This is a genomic window from Streptomyces phaeochromogenes (assembly GCF_001418655.1).
Classification (GTDB): Bacteria; Actinomycetota; Actinomycetes; order Streptomycetales; family Streptomycetaceae; genus Streptomyces; species Streptomyces phaeochromogenes.
Window position 1 is genome coordinate 34,792 of the sequence record NZ_LIQZ01000059.1, and the last position, 13,665, is coordinate 48,456.

The window sequence follows — 13,665 nt, forward strand, 5'->3', positions numbered from 1 at the left end:
AGCGGCACATACGCAAAGACCCGGCGGACGCGTGGCTGCCCAGGCGCGGACGCACGGACGGGGCAGGTGGCGGGTGTGGACGCACGGACGGTTCAGGGCCGACCCTCCGCCGGTACCTCCTCGCCCTCGCGCACCGGCCCCGGCGGACTCCCGTCCCCGAAGGGGCGCCCGCCCAGCTCCTCGCGGCCGTGCGAGGTGAGCCAGCCGGACAGGTCCGGCCCGAGCGGCACGATGCCGGTCGGGTTGATTCCCGCATGGACCTGGTAGTAGTGCCGCTTGATGTGGTCGAAGTCGACCGTGTCCCCGAATCCGGGCGTCTGGTAGAGGTCACGGGAGTACGCCCACAGGACCGGGTCCTCCGTCAGCTTCCAGAGGTTGCACTTGAAGTGGCCGTGATAGACGGCGTCGAAGCGGACCAGCGTGGTGAACAGCCGGATGTCCGCCTCCGTGATCGTGTCCCCGACCAGGTACCGGCGCCCCGCGAGCCGCTCCGACAGCAGCTCCAGCCGCCGGAACACACCCTCGCAGGCCGCCGCGTACTCCTTCTGACCGGTGGCGAACCCGGCCCGGTACACCCCGTTGTTGACGTCCTTGTACACCTCCGCCATGACCTCGTCGATCTCGTCACGGAGGTCCGCCGGGTAGAGGTCGGGCGCGCCTTCCCGGTGCAGGGCCGTCCACTCGGTGGCGAGGTCCAGGGTGAGCCGCTGGTAGTCGTTGGTCACCAGCCGGCCGGTCGGCACGTCCACGAGCGCGGGCACACTGACGCCACCCGGAGCGCCAGGCTCCCGGGCCTCGTACGCCTCGCTGAGGAAGCGGATGCCGAGTACGGGATCTTGGCCGTCCGCGTCCAGGGTGAACCGCCAGCTGCGGTCGTCCTGGATCGGGTCGGCGATCGCCATCGACAGGGCGTCCTCCAGCCCCAGTAGCCGCCGGGAGATCACCGCGCGGCTCGCCCAGGGGCACGCCCGGCTGACGACCAGGCGGTAGCGCCCCGCCTCGACCGGCCAGCCGTCCCGGCCGTCCGCCGTGACGCGGTCCGCGAAGTGGCTCTTGGACCGCTTGAAGGACTTCTTGCCGTACGCCCTGTTGCCCTCGGTGTCGCTCATGCCTCGCTCCTTCCGTGCGCGTGCTCTGGGGAGGGTTCCCCGAAAACCGCCGTCGCCCCGTGTGAGGGCCGGTGGGAGGGGCATTCGGCCGAGATGAGTCACAAGCCCTCCACACCGTCCGATCGCAGGACCCGGGTCACCGTGCTGGTGGCGCTGGCCGCGAACCTCGTGATCGCCGTGGCCAAGGCCGTGGGCGGGCTGATCGCGGGATCACCCGCGCTGCTCTCGGAGGCCGCGCACTCCGTGGCCGACAGCCTGAACGAGGTCTTCCTCCTCGCCGCCCTGCGCCGCAGCCGGCGCCCCGCCGACAGCCGGCACCCGTTCGGCTACGGAAAGGAACGCTTCTTCTGGTCCCTGCTCGCCGCCGTCGGGATCTTCGTGATGGGCGGCTGCTTCTCCTTCTACCAGGGCTTCGACGCCCTCAGCAGCGGGAGCACGGAGACCCACGACGGCTATGTGGTCGGACTGGTCGTCCTCGTCGTCGCCCTGTTCGCCGAGGGCGCGTCCCTGCTACGGGCCCTCCATCAGGTTCGCCAACAGGGCGGCCTCGCCGCCGGGGCCCGTGACCCGGCCCTGCGCACCGTCGTCGCCGAGGACGGCACCGCCGTGCTCGGGGTGACTCTCGCGATCGCCGGGATGGCCCTTCACATGGTCACCGGCCGGATCGTCTGGGAGGCGTCGGCGTCGCTCGGCATCGGGGCGCTGCTCGTGTACGTGGCGTTCCGGCTGGGCCGTGACGCACGCGACCAGTTGATCGGCCAGGCCGCGGATGTGGAGTCGAGCAGTCGTATCCGCGCTCTGCTGGAGGCACAGCCCGAGATCGACTCGGTGGAGTCCCTGCTGACCATGCAGCTCGGCCCCGACTCGACGCTCGTCGCCGCCCGGGTCGACCTGGTCCCCGGCCTGGACAGTGAGGAGGTCGAGCTCGTCGCCGTGCGCATCAAGCGGTCCGTCGCCCACACGGTCCCGGAGGCCGACCAGATCTTCCTCGACGTGACGGACGCCGCCACCGCGCGCCGTGCCGCCCGGGCCGAGGACGTGGGCTCCCGCCCCGGCGCACACGCAGGCGGCCCCGCCGCGACGGGGGAACGCGGCGGGGCCTGAGCGTCGGGTGCCCGGCGGCCCGGGAATCATGCCAACTTTTTTTCGAACGAGTTCCCGGAGCCGCCGCGGAGCCCCTGTCGGGACCAGGACGACGGGCCGTACCGGGACGGTGCCCCGTCACGGCACCGGGACCGTGCCCCGTGACCGCCCACGGTCATGTGCCCGCGCCGCTCACTTCCCGGCGGCCGGCTCCAGGACGAAGACCGGTATCTCGCGATCGGTCTTCTTCTGGTAGTCGGCGTACGCCGGATAGGCCGCGACGGCCCGCTCCCACCACTGGGCCTTCTCCTCGCCGGTCACTTCGCGTGCCGTCATGTCCTGGCGCGTCCCGCCGTCCTGGAGTTCCACGCGGGGATCGGAGACGACGTTGTGATACCAGACGGGGTGCTTGGGCGCGCCGCCCAGTGAGGCGACGGCGGCGTACGTGCCGTTGTGCTCCACGCGCATGAGTGGCGTCTTGCGGATCTTCCCGCTCTTGGCACCCAGGGTGGTCAGCACGATCACGGGCAACCCCGTGTCCATCAACGTCGTTCCCTCGGTTCCGTTCGAGCTCTCGTACAACTCGACCTGATCGCGTACCCACTTGGTGGGGCTCGGTTCGTACTCGCCTTTGAGAGGCATGACATCCATCCCATCGATCGTTGTTCGTGCGACTCGTACCGACTCCCCGTTGAACACGGCTACCCCATTGATTTCATCCCAGCATGCGTAGGGCCAGGGTCAGGATCACGGCGCTGGACACCAGTGCCGTCACCAGCCGGCCCCGCCGACCCGTCAGAACCCGGCCGAGCAGCGCACCGCCGCCCGCGAGCAGCAGTTGCCAGCCGGCCGACGCGACGAAGGCGGCCAGGACGAACACACCCTGTTCAAGGAGGCCGGCGGCAGCGCCGGCACTGCTGCCGAGGACCAGCGCCGCGAAGTACACGACGGTGGTGGGGTTCAGCATGGTGATGCCGAGCAGGGTCAGGTACGCGCGACCGGGACTCACAGGCGTCCGGTCGGAGCGGGTGGCGAGCCGCTGCTCGCGGTACTGGCGGAGTGCGGCGACTCCGCCTCGTACGGCGAGGGCGACGAGTACGAGTCCCGAGGCCCAGCGCAGCGGGACCAGTACGGGCTGGAGGGCGGTGGCGAGTGCGGAGCCGCCGAGCGCGGCCACCAGGGCGTAGAGCCCGTCGGCCGTCGCCACGCCGAGGGCGGCGCACACGCCGGTCCGCAGGGACGTACGGGCGGTGAGGGAGACGAGGTAGGTCGCGACCGCTCCGACGGGCATGGCGATGCCAAGGCCCGCGAGAAGCCCCGCGACGAGCGCGGCGGTCACGACCGCGGAAGCGAGAGCCTCCGCGGTCGGCCGGACTGCTGCTGGACCCGCACCGGACGAGCGGCGGCGAAGGTCGGCGGCAGAAGGGCTTCGTTCGTGGTCATGGGCAGATGGTGGCGTCGGGGCAGCCGCCCGGGCAACTCATTTGTCGGACCGCCTAGAACGGGAAGTGCGCCTGCTGCGTCGCCAGCGTCACCCAGCGTGTGTTGCTGAACGCCTCGATGCCCCAGCGCCCGCCGAAGCGGCCGTAGCCGCTGGCCTTGAACCCGCCGAAGGGGGCGTTCGGTTCGTCGGCGACGGACTGGTCGTTGATGTGCACGATCCCCGTACGGATCCGGCGGGCGACCCTGAGCCCGTGGGTGCCGTTCTCGGTGATGATCCCGCAGGTGAGCCCGTGTTCCGTCGCGTTGGCGAAGGCGATCGCCTCGTCGTCCGTGCCGAAGGTGCTGATCACGGCGAGCGGGCCGAACGCCTCGCCGTGGTAGAGGTCGGCGTCCTCCGGCAGGTCGGTCAGCACGGTCGCCGGATGCACGGCGCCCTCGGGGGCGCCGCCGCCGGTCAGCACGGTGGCGCCCTTGGCGACGGCGTCCTCGACGAGCGCGGCGACCCGGCGGGCGGCGTCCGTCGTGACGAGCGGGCCGACGACAGTGTGCGGGTCGGCCGGGTCGCCGGACGCCAGGGACTCGGTCTTCGCGGCGAACTTGGCGGTGAACTCCTCGGCGAGGCTCTCGTGGACGAGGATCCGGTCGGCGGACATGCAGATCTGCCCGGAGTTCATGAAGACGGAGAAGACGGCGGCGTCGACCGCGTAGTCGACATCGGCGTCGTCGAGCACGATCACGGAGTTCTTGCCGCCGAGTTCCAGGACCGCGGGCTTCAGATGCCGGGCCGCGTGCACACCGATGATCCGGCCGACGCCCGTGGAACCGGTGAAGTTGACGGCCCGTACGCGCTCGTCGGCGATCAGGGCCTCGGCGACGACGGCCGCGTCCTCGGGGGCGTTCGTGATCACGTTCAGGACGCCGTCGGGCAGGCCCGCGTCGCGCAGGACGTCCGCGACGAACAGCCCGCAGGCGATCGGCGCGTCCTCGCTCGGCTTCATCACCACGGTGTTGCCCGCGGCGAGCGGCGCGGCGACCGCCCGGACACCCAGGATGACCGGGGCGTTCCACGGCGAGAAGGCGGCCACGACACCCACCGGTTCACGGACCGCGAGCCCCAGCGCGCCCTCCTCCTGCGCGCTCAGTACCTCGCCACGCGGCGCGGTCACCGCGGCGGCGGCCTCGCGGAGGATGTTCGCGGCGAGACCGACGTTGAACATGGCCCAGGGCCGGGTCCCGCCGACCTCGCCCGCCATGATCCGTACGGCCTCGTCGGTGCGGGCCTCCAGCAGGTCGGCCGCGGTGAGGAAGATCTTCCGCCGCTGGGCGGGCCCGAGCGCCGCCCAGTCGGCGAAGGCCGCGTCGGCGGCGTCCACGGCCCGGGTGACGTCCTCGACGCCGGCCGCGGCGACCGTGGCGTACACCTGTGAGCTGTAGGGATTCACGTCCTCGGCGGTGCGGCCGGAGGTCGCGGGCAGGTCCTTGCCGCCGATCAGCAGGTCACGATGGAGGGTCATGCGCGGCTCTTCCCGTCGTGCGAGGCGATGCGCCGCGCTCCGAGCGGGAGCCGTGACGTGTTCGCCTGGTGAACAATTCTCCGTTGAATCTTCAATTGGAGTCTGCAACTCGACGGGACATCAGTCAATGGCCGACGGTCCCGCCGTGTCCCTCCACCAGCATCCGGGCCGCCCGCCCGGCCTGCTCGGCGGGCTTCGGGCCGCTCTGCTCGATCCCGGCGGTGACCATGGCCCCCTCCGCGAGCAGATAGACCTGTTCGGCCAGGTCTGAGGGCAACCCGGCGTCGCGCACGAGGCCGGCCAGGTAGTCCTTGAAGGCCTGCTTGTGGGTGCGGACCTGGGCGGTGACCCGCTCCGACGTGGCGCCGAGCTCCCCGTACGAGTTGATCCAGGCGCAGCCCCTGAAGTCGGGCTCGCGGAACCACTCGCCGAGCCAGTCGAAGACCGCGAGGACGCGTCGCCCGGGATCCTCGTGCCCGGCCACGTGGTCGGCCAGCCGCTGCCGCCAGCGGATGTCACGCCTCTCCAGGTAGGCCACCACCAGCTGCTCCTTGGCGGGAAACAGCTGGTAGAGCCGCTTGAGGGAGACCCCCGACGCGCCGCGGATGTCGTCCATGCCGACGGCCTGTATGCCCCGCCCGTAGAACAGGGTTTCCGCCGCGTCCAGGGCCTGATCCCTGGCGATCGCGCTGTCCATGTACCGGCCCACTCCTTGACGCCTTGACGGGAGAACCAACGTTCTCTACGTTAGCAGCCGTGGGGGAGAACGCACGTTCTCCCGCTCGTCGCACCGCCATCGAGCTGCACGGCCATAGAACTGCCTTGTCGTGGAGCTGCACCGTCATAGAGAGGAAGCCGTCATGACCGACCGCCCGCCCCTGCCGCCCTTCACCCATGAGACCGCGGCCCAGAAGGTCCAGGCGGCCGAGGACGCCTGGAACACCCGCGATCCCGAGAAGGTGTCGCTCGCGTACTCGCCGGACTCGGTCTGGCGCAACCGCGACACCTTCGTCACCGGCCGCGCCCAGATCGTGGACATGCTCACCGACAAGTGGGCGCGTGAGCAGGAGTACGCCCTGCGCAAGGACCTCTGGGCCTTCGACGGCAACCGCATCGCCGTCCGTTTCCAGTACGAGTGCCGTGACGCCGACGGCCAGTGGTGGCGCTCCTACGGCAACGAGCTGTGGGAGTTCGACGAGCACGGCCTGATGACGCGGCGCGAGGCCAGCATCAACGACGTACCGATCGAGGAGAAGGAACGCCGGATCCACGGCCCGCGTCCGGACGCGGAGCGAGGGGATTCCTTCCCTGTTCAGTAGCGGGCAGTGGCGGGCCGCGTAGGGTTCCCGGGTGACTGAACAGGCCCGGAAGCCCTTCCTCTACGTCGTCGTCTGCGCCGCCGGAGTCGCCGAGGGGGTCGAGGAGTTGATCACCCTGGCGCAGGAGCGGAACTGGGAGGTCGGGGTCTTCGCGACCCCGGTCGCGACCGGCTTCTTCGACACCGCTGCCGTCGAGTCGCGGACCGGCAGGCCGATCCGGTCCGCCTGGCGTGCCCCCGGCGACCCGCGCCCCTTCCCCGACCCGGACGCCGTCACCGTGGCGCCCGCCACTTTCAACACCATCAACAAATGGGCGGCCGGGATCTCCGACACCCTCGCCCTCGGCACACTCTGCGAGGCGTACGGGATGGGGGTGCCGATCTCCGTACTCCCTTGTGTGAGCGAGGCGTTGACGGTCCACCCCGCGTATCAGGACAGCCTGAAAAGGCTGCGCGGGATGGGCGTCCGGTTCGGCGAGCACGCCTTCGGCGGCCCGGCGGGCCGGGAGTTCCGCTGGGGGCAGGCCCTGGACCTCCTGGAGCGGTGACCCGGTCCCGGGCCGGTGTCAGTGCCCGGGCCGGGTGTCAGTGCCCCAGCTCCTCCCGCAACTCCGGCTGGAGCAGCTCCCGATGAGCCCGTACGAGGTCGTCGCACAGGTCCCAGATCCGCTCCACGGGAAGGGCCGCCGCCGTCGCGGGGTCGGCCATCGCGGCATGGCGGATGTGCCGCGGATCGCCGTCCGTGGCGGCGCGGACGACCAGGTCGGTGACCGAGACGTACGCGCTGTTGAGCGCCGCGCACTGTGGAGGCAGCGAGCCGACACGGGTCGGCTGGACGCCCAACGCGTCGGCCAAGCAAGGCACTTCGACCACGGAGTCGGCGGGCAGGTTGTCGATGAGCCCGCGGTTGGGGACGTTCCCGTAGATCGTGCGCGGGGTCCCCGTCACGACACTGTGGATGACCTGGGGCGCGTACTCCATCGTGCCCTCGACGGGCAGCGGAGTCTCCGCGAGCAGGGCCCGGCGGGTGCGCTCGTACTCGGCGGTGTTCTCCTCGATGATCCCCAGGTACGCGCCCACCGGCAGCCGGAGACGTTCGATCTCGGTGTCGTGGTGCAGATACCAGGGGACGTACTCGGCGGAGTGCTCGCTCGTCTCGGTGGGGTAGCGGCCCAGCCTGCGGTACATGTCGACCCGTACGCGGCGCAGGAGACCCGGATCCTTGGCGATCGCGGCGTCGAGGAGCGGGTGGAGGTCGCGGCCGTCGCGCTCGAAACGCAGCACCCAGGCCTGGTGGTTCACGCCGGCGGCCAGATAGGAGACCTCCTCGAAGGGGACGCCCACCAGCTGCGAGAGGTCGTGCATCGTCCAGTACACCGAGTGGCACAGGCCCGTCACGCGCAGGGCCGGTGCGATGCGGGACAGATACAGCACGTTCATCGCCATCGGGTTGGTGTAGTTCAACAGCAGGGCGTCCGGGCAGAGTTCGGCCATGTCCTCGGCGAGACCACGCAGCACCGGGAAGGTGCGCAGGGCGCGGAAGATGCCGCCGATACCGAGCGTGTCGCCGATGGTCTGGCGCACTCCGTAGCGGGCCGGGACGTCGAAGTCGGTGCGGGTGGCCTCGTTCATGCCGACCTGGACGGTGTTGACGACGAAGTCGGCACCTTCGAGGGCGGCGCGCCGGTCGAGGTGGGCGGTGATCGTCGGTTTGGCGCCGCGCTCGTCCGCGATGTGGCGGGCGGCTCCCTCCGCCGTGGCCAGCCGTTCCTCGTCGATGTCGTGCAGGGCGATCCGGGCGTGCCCCAGCTCGGGGAAGGCGAACAGATCGGCCAGGAGCCCCTGCGTGAACACCACGCTGCCGGCTCCCACGAAGGCGATCTTTACCTCGGTCATGTGCGGTTCTCCAGGTCGGTGTGGGCGCAGGCCTCGTGCCACGTCGGCTGCGCAGCCGTACCGCCGTGGCCGCGGGTCGAGAGCGAACCGCAGACGGCGGCCAGCGCGAGAGACGAGCGCAGGTCCAGCCCGCGCAGGCTCGCCGCGACGAAACCGGCGTCGAAGCTGTCGCCTGCGCCCACGGTGTCGATCGGTTCAACCGGTACGGCCGGAACGCGCCGGACCCGTTCCCCGTCGTGGGCGAGCGCGCCCTCGGAGCCGTCCTTGACGACGACCAGCGGGACGATTTCCGCCAACGAGGCTGCTGCCACGTCGAGTTGGGACTCTCCGGTGAGCGCGCGGGCCTCGGCGGCGTTCGGCAGCAGGATGTCGGTGAACTCCAGTACGGGGTCGAGCAGTTCGCGGTCCCAGCTGCCGTCGGGGTCGTCGTTGGTGTCGAGCGAGGTGCTCGCCCCGTGGGACCTGGCCCGGGCGAACACGGCTGCCAGGGACCGGGCCAGACGGGGCATCAGGAAGTAGGACGCCGCGTGCACGTGCCGGGTGTCGGCCAGCAGTGCCTCGGGCACGTCCTGCGCACTCGTCGCCGTCAGACAGCCCGGCGAGGTGAGGATGGCCCGGTCACCGTCCTTGTCGTTGAGCACCACCGTCAGGGGCGTGGGCAGGTGGGGGTCGACGGTGAGATGAGTGGTGTCCACGCCGTGGTCGGTGAGCTCTCCTCGGACGAACGCACCCGCGGGGTCGTCCCCCACGCGCCCGGCGAAGGCCACCCGCAGTCCCAGCCGGGCCGCCCCGCACGCCATGATCGCCGCCGACCCGCCGAGGACCAACGCGCCCCGCTCGACGAGCTGTTCACGCTGGCCGAAGGCGATCGCGGTGGGCACCGGACCCACCACGACATCAGGATTGACGTCACCGATCACCAGGAGGTCGAAGGTTCGGGACAAGGCGGTTACCCCTTCAGTCCGCTGGAGGTGAGCGACTGGACGAACGTCTTCTGCGCCAGCAGGAACGCCACCAGTACCGGCAGCACCGTGATGACGTTGCCCGCCATCACCGCGGACCACCGTGCGTGGTGCTGCCCCTGGAAGGTGGTCAGACCCAACTGGAGCGTGTACTGCGTGTCGTGGTTGATCGCGATGAGCGGCCAGGACAGGTCGTTCCACGTCGTGAGGAACGTCAGCACCGCGACGGTCGCGAGGGCGGGCCGGGCCAGCGGCATGACGATCGAGAAGAGCACGCGCAGCCGCGAACACCCGTCGATCCAGGCGGCCTCCTCGATCTCCCTCGGCAGCGTCAGGAAGAACTGCCGGAACAGGAACACGGCGAAGGGCGTCACCAGCGACGGCACGATCAGCGCACCCAGCGTGTCGATCAGACCGAGCCACTTCATCACCAGGAAGGTCGGGATCATCGTCAGCTGGAACGGGATGACCATGGTCGCCAGCATCAGCCCGAGCAGCACGCGCGACCCCGCGAACCGCATCCGCGCGAACGCGTAGCCGCCGAGCGACCCGAGCAGCAGATTCGACACCACGGCGACCGACGCGACGATCAGCGAGTTCGCGAACCAGCGCGGGAACATCGCGTTGCCCAGTACGTACCGGTAGCCGCCCAGATCGATGCCGTCGGGCCACAGCGCCGGCGGAAACCGGTTGATCTCCGCGTTCGTCATCACCGAGCTCAGCAGCAGCCACACCAGCGGCAGCGCGAACGCCAGCGCCAGGGGAGCGAGCAGCAGATGCCAAGGGCTCACCCTGCGCCAACTCGCCCCGCGCGCGCTCACCTTGAGCGCACCCATCGTCCGATTGCTCATCGTCCGCGTGCTCATCGGAGGGCTCCTTCCACGACGCGCCCCTGCCGGCGCCGGACGACACGCAGGGCCACCCCCGCGACCAGCAGGGCCAGCGCGAGGACGTACGCGGCGGCGGCCCCGTATCCGGCCGTGAACATCTGGAACGCCTGCTGCCAGACGAAGTACACGATCACGGTCGTCGAGCCGAGCGGGCCGCCCTTGGTGGTCACGTACACGAGGTCGAAGACCTGGAGCGCGGTGATCAGCTGCCACAGCAGCAGGAAGACCGTCACGGGGGTGAGGGCCGGGAGGGTGATGTGCCGCAGTACGCGCCACCGGCCGGCCCCGTCGATGCGGGCGGCCTCGACGAGTTCGCGCGGTACGTCCTGCAGCGCGGCGAGATAGACGACCACGCAGAAGCCGACACCGCTCCACAGCGAGATCAGGACCAGCAGGTACATGGCCTGGTCGGGGTCGGTCAGGAAGCCCTGCGGCGAGATGCCGAACTTGTGCAGCAGCGAGTTGGCCGCGCCGAACTCCGGGTCGAGGATGAACGAGAACAGCACGCCCTGCGCGGCAGCGGACACCACGAACGGGATGAAGAGGAGGGTCCGATAGAGGCCGATGAAACGGATGCGCCGGTTCAGGGCGAGCGCGAGCGCCAGACCGCCGAGCAGGCTCAGCGGCACGAACAGCGCCGAGTACAGCAGCGTATTGCCCACCGCAGTATGGAAGTTGGGGTCCTGGGCCAGCGCCCGGTAGTTGTCGAGGCCCACCCAGCGGCCCGGCGTGACCAGGTCGTCGGCGCGGAACGACAGCAGCAGCGACCAGACGACCGGGACGATGCCCAGGCCCAGGATGACGAGAACCGACGGGGCGATGAACGCCCAGGCGGTGGCCTTCTCCCGCCGGGCGCGCCGCCGCGCGCCGCGCCGTGAGACGGCCGGTGCCCGTGGCTGGGACTGCGGCGCGAGGGTGATGGCGCGGGGCAGTGATGTCATTGCGGCCTTCCTCCCTTGGTACAGCGCGGGATCAGCACAGGTTGAGCGGGGGATCCGTGAAGGGCCGGATCCGTGAGTGGTCAGCGCGGGATGAGCAGTGCCGCGTCGGCCTTGTCGGCGCACCGGCGCAGCGCCTTGGCGGGGGAGTCCCGGCCGAGCAGCACGGAGACGATCGCCTCGCCGAGGGCCTGGGAGATCTGGGGGTACGCGGCATGGACGGGCCGGACCCGGGCGGAGTCCAGCGCGTCGGTGAACACCGCGAGTCCCGTGGTCTCCCGGGAGTGCTTCCGCCACTGCGGGCGCCGCTCCGTCGCGGAACCGAGAGGCAGGCTCCCGGCCCGGATGTCCCAACGGGCGTCCTGCTCCGGCCGCATCATCCACTGGACGAACTCCACGGCCGCCCGCGAGCGTGCGGAGCCGTTGTCGAAGACGGTCCAGGTGTCCGGGCCCGAGATGGTCACCGGCCGCCCGCTGTAGGACGGCAGCGGTACGACGTCGTAGTCCACCTCGGCGTCCAGGATGTCCGGCAGCTGCCAGGGCCCGGTCGCGACCATCGCCATCCGGCCGCCCAGGAACACCTGGTACATCTGCTCCCCGCCGGGCTTCGGGTCGACGTACACGCTCTTGTCCCGGACGAGTTGCCGCAGAGTGTCGAGCGCCCGGACACCCTGGCGGGCGAAGCCGATGCTCTTGCCGTCGGCGGCGACCACGTCACCGCCCAGGTCCCAGATCATCGGCCACAGCCGCCAGACCGTGTCCTCGTCACCGGTGCCGGGCCAGCCGGTACCGAAGACGCCCCGTTCGGAGTCGGTCAACTTCCGTGCCGTGTCGGTGAATTCGTCCCAGGTCCAGCCCGCTTCAGGGAAGGGGACACCGGCCTGCTGGAACAGCTTCTTGTTGTAGACGACGGCCAGCGAGTCGAGCAGCGCGGGAGCGGCCCGCACCTTGCCGTTCACGCTGACTGCTTCACGCACCGGCGCCCAGAAGCTGTTCCAGGGCGTGGGGCCGCCGCGCATCGCGTCCGTCAGGTCGACGACCCGGGGGCTGCGGGCGATGCTGGCGAGGTCGGAGCCGAAGACGTACGCGATGTCCGGATACGAACCGGCGGCCAGCGCGGCCGTCACCTTCTGGAGCATCGCGTCGGAGATGACCCCGCCGCCACCGGCGTCCACCCGGATTCTCGGATGCGTCCGGTTGAACTCCGTGACCAGCGCCTGTATCGCGTCCTTGGCGATGTCGACCTGGCCGTGCCACAGCTCCACGGTCACTCTCCCGTCGGCATCCACGCCGTCGGACGCGCCCTGCGAACATGCGCCCAGCAGCGGCGCGGCGGCGATCGCGGCAGCCCCTTTGATCAGGCCACGGCGCTCAACTGGGCACAACAGACCTCGGGTTCGAGCCATCTGGAGCCTCCGTCAGCGGGTCTTGCGGACGTAGTCGGCGCTGTCGGGCGTCGACACCAGCACATCCCGGCGCACGATGCTCAGCCGGTCGCCGAAGCCCGAACGGGCCTTCCTGAAACCGTTGTCGGTGTACTCGATCACGACGACCCGGTCGTCGAACGCCTCGGCGTACTCACCGCACTCGTCGTACTCGCCGCACTCCTCCGCCACCGCGAAGTCGAGCCCCGTACGACCTCGTTGACCGGCCAGCTCCACCGTGTTCTTCTGCCCGATGGCCAGGCCCCGGGCGTGTGCGTGGTCCGAGAGCAGCTTGATGAAGGCGGTGGCGTCGGCCGCGCTCAGCAGCCCGCGGGAGCGGGTGAAGCTGTCGAAGTTGTCGGGCTCGACGGCGTCGTAGCCCTTCTCCGCGCAGCCGTCGATCCACTCGTCGATCCGGGCCGCGACGCGCTCGCGCTTGGCGGGTGTGCCGATGTCGAGCAGGGCCTCGTCCCAGTCGCCGTCGACGACTACCTTGCCCTTCTTGTCGCGCAGCAGCAGATCGGCGGGCCAGTCGTCCCGTTCGTCCGGCTGGGCCTGGAAGGCGTTGACGTAACAGATGTTGTAGAGGCCGCGGGCGGGTTCGGCCTTGCGGTCGCGGGCGACGATACGGACGCCGGCGGGCGGGGGATAGGCGCCGCCGATCTGGTAGTCGAAACCCGCGTGCACGGGGGGCAGCCGAACGGCCTTCGGGCTCGGCTTCGTGGATTCGTCCGGGCCCTTGCCGTCCGGATCCGACGAACACGAAGCCAGTGCGGCGAGGACGAACAGGGCAGCGGCCACCCTGAACACTCCTACGCGGGCGTCACGCTTGACGGGCATGTCCGCTCCATCAATCGCGAGTACGTCCCCGCCTCGGACCCCGTGACGGTCCTGGCGACTTGGGCCGGACTGAGAACCTTGTCCGATACCGGCTGGGCGTACCTCTGCGTGCCGGGCCGGGGGCCTGGGCACGCCCTGGATCAAACCGTGCGAATTCCTGTGCGTCAAGTCTGCCGCCGGGTGCGGGTGGCTCCGCCGGGTGGGGGGTGTCTTGTTGGGCGCGGGTGGGTCGGGGTTGCTCGCGCAGT

At 70.4% G+C, this 13,665-nt stretch carries 14 protein-coding genes; 3 read left to right on the forward strand and 11 right to left on the reverse strand.

Going from position 1 to position 13,665, the window contains the following annotated elements; genetic code table 11:
* Nucleotides 1-92: 92 nt before the first annotated feature.
* The gene (locus AOK17_RS08515) at nt 93-1,109 is read right to left on the reverse strand and encodes a glutathione S-transferase family protein (protein WP_055611724.1); all 1,017 of its coding nucleotides are present in this window, start codon (nt 1,107-1,109) and stop codon (nt 93-95) included.
* 141 nt (nt 1,110-1,250) lie between these two features.
* Here AOK17_RS08515 and AOK17_RS08520 point away from each other — a divergent pair, with 141 nt between their 5' ends.
* Nucleotides 1,251-2,213: a cation diffusion facilitator family transporter gene (locus AOK17_RS08520; protein WP_055611739.1), complete on the forward strand. Its 963-nt coding sequence runs from the start codon at nt 1,251-1,253 to the stop codon at nt 2,211-2,213.
* Nucleotides 2,214-2,384: 171 nt separating this feature from the next.
* Here the strand turns inward: AOK17_RS08520 and AOK17_RS08525 are convergent, their stop codons facing one another.
* The 4 genes from AOK17_RS08525 to AOK17_RS08540 form a co-directional block, all read right to left on the reverse strand.
* Nucleotides 2,385-2,834, reverse strand: a complete 450-nt coding sequence (locus AOK17_RS08525; protein ID WP_055611740.1) for a nitroreductase family deazaflavin-dependent oxidoreductase — start codon at nt 2,832-2,834, stop codon at nt 2,385-2,387.
* 73 nt (nt 2,835-2,907) lie between these two features.
* Nucleotides 2,908-3,531, reverse strand: coding sequence for a LysE/ArgO family amino acid transporter (locus tag AOK17_RS08530; protein ID WP_055611725.1), 624 nt, complete (start codon nt 3,529-3,531; stop codon nt 2,908-2,910).
* A gap of 157 nt (nt 3,532-3,688) precedes the next feature.
* On the reverse strand, nt 3,689-5,149 hold the full coding sequence (locus AOK17_RS08535) for an aldehyde dehydrogenase family protein (RefSeq protein WP_055611726.1): 1,461 nt from the start codon (nt 5,147-5,149) through the stop codon (nt 3,689-3,691).
* Nucleotides 5,150-5,273: 124 nt separating this feature from the next.
* Nucleotides 5,274-5,846, reverse strand: coding sequence for a TetR/AcrR family transcriptional regulator (locus AOK17_RS08540; RefSeq protein WP_055611727.1), 573 nt, complete (start codon nt 5,844-5,846; stop codon nt 5,274-5,276).
* Between the two features lie 163 nt (nt 5,847-6,009).
* Between AOK17_RS08540 and AOK17_RS08545 the strand changes: the two genes are divergently transcribed.
* Nucleotides 6,010-6,468 carry a nuclear transport factor 2 family protein gene (locus tag AOK17_RS08545; RefSeq protein WP_055611728.1) on the forward strand — a complete coding sequence of 153 codons (459 nt, stop codon included), beginning with the start codon at nt 6,010-6,012 and terminating at the stop codon, nt 6,466-6,468.
* Nucleotides 6,469-6,499: 31 nt separating this feature from the next.
* Nucleotides 6,500-7,015: a flavoprotein gene (locus AOK17_RS08550; RefSeq protein ID WP_055611729.1), complete on the forward strand. Its 516-nt coding sequence runs from the start codon at nt 6,500-6,502 to the stop codon at nt 7,013-7,015.
* Between the two features lie 37 nt (nt 7,016-7,052).
* Here the strand turns inward: AOK17_RS08550 and melA are convergent, their stop codons facing one another.
* The 6 genes from melA to AOK17_RS08580 all read right to left on the reverse strand — a co-directional run bounded on the left by melA (nt 7,053) and on the right by AOK17_RS08580 (nt 13,417).
* Nucleotides 7,053-8,363, reverse strand: coding sequence for an alpha-glucosidase/alpha-galactosidase (gene melA, locus AOK17_RS08555; RefSeq protein WP_055611730.1), 1,311 nt, complete (start codon nt 8,361-8,363; stop codon nt 7,053-7,055).
* On the reverse strand, nt 8,360-9,307 hold the full coding sequence (locus AOK17_RS08560) for a carbohydrate kinase family protein (protein WP_055611731.1): 948 nt from the start codon (nt 9,305-9,307) through the stop codon (nt 8,360-8,362). Before AOK17_RS08560 ends, melA begins: the two co-directional genes overlap by 4 nt.
* A 5-nt stretch (nt 9,308-9,312) precedes the next feature.
* On the reverse strand, nt 9,313-10,161 hold the full coding sequence (locus AOK17_RS08565; protein WP_055611741.1) for a carbohydrate ABC transporter permease: 849 nt from the start codon (nt 10,159-10,161) through the stop codon (nt 9,313-9,315).
* 26 nt (nt 10,162-10,187) lie between these two features.
* Nucleotides 10,188-11,156 (reverse strand): carbohydrate ABC transporter permease, encoded by a 969-nt coding sequence (locus AOK17_RS08570; RefSeq protein ID WP_055611732.1) that lies wholly within the window; start codon nt 11,154-11,156, stop codon nt 10,188-10,190.
* 80 nt (nt 11,157-11,236) lie between these two features.
* The gene (locus AOK17_RS08575; protein ID WP_055611733.1) at nt 11,237-12,559 is read right to left on the reverse strand and encodes an ABC transporter substrate-binding protein; all 1,323 of its coding nucleotides are present in this window, start codon (nt 12,557-12,559) and stop codon (nt 11,237-11,239) included.
* Nucleotides 12,560-12,571: 12 nt separating this feature from the next.
* Nucleotides 12,572-13,417, reverse strand: coding sequence for an endo alpha-1,4 polygalactosaminidase (locus AOK17_RS08580; RefSeq protein WP_055611734.1), 846 nt, complete (start codon nt 13,415-13,417; stop codon nt 12,572-12,574).
* Nucleotides 13,418-13,665: the final 248 nt, after the last annotated feature.

Bases quoted from the DNA above. Each gene is read 5' to 3' on its own strand.
- AOK17_RS08515 (WP_055611724.1), bottom strand. From the start codon at position 1,109: ATGAGCGACACCGAGGGCAACAGGGCGTACGGCAAGAAGTCCTTCAAG.
- AOK17_RS08525 (WP_055611740.1), bottom strand. From the start codon at position 2,834: ATGCCTCTCAAAGGCGAGTACGAACCGAGCCCCACCAAGTGGGTACGC.
- AOK17_RS08535 (WP_055611726.1), bottom strand. From the start codon at position 5,149: ATGACCCTCCATCGTGACCTGCTGATCGGCGGCAAGGACCTGCCCGCG.
- AOK17_RS08540 (WP_055611727.1), bottom strand. From the start codon at position 5,846: ATGGACAGCGCGATCGCCAGGGATCAGGCCCTGGACGCGGCGGAAACC.
- AOK17_RS08545 (WP_055611728.1), top strand. From the start codon at position 6,010: ATGACCGACCGCCCGCCCCTGCCGCCCTTCACCCATGAGACCGCGGCC.
- melA (WP_055611730.1), bottom strand. From the start codon at position 8,363: ATGACCGAGGTAAAGATCGCCTTCGTGGGAGCCGGCAGCGTGGTGTTC.
- AOK17_RS08565 (WP_055611741.1), bottom strand. From the start codon at position 10,161: ATGGGTGCGCTCAAGGTGAGCGCGCGCGGGGCGAGTTGGCGCAGGGTG.
- AOK17_RS08570 (WP_055611732.1), bottom strand. From the start codon at position 11,156: ATGACATCACTGCCCCGCGCCATCACCCTCGCGCCGCAGTCCCAGCCA.
- AOK17_RS08575 (WP_055611733.1), bottom strand. From the start codon at position 12,559: ATGGCTCGAACCCGAGGTCTGTTGTGCCCAGTTGAGCGCCGTGGCCTG.
- AOK17_RS08580 (WP_055611734.1), bottom strand. From the start codon at position 13,417: ATGCCCGTCAAGCGTGACGCCCGCGTAGGAGTGTTCAGGGTGGCCGCT.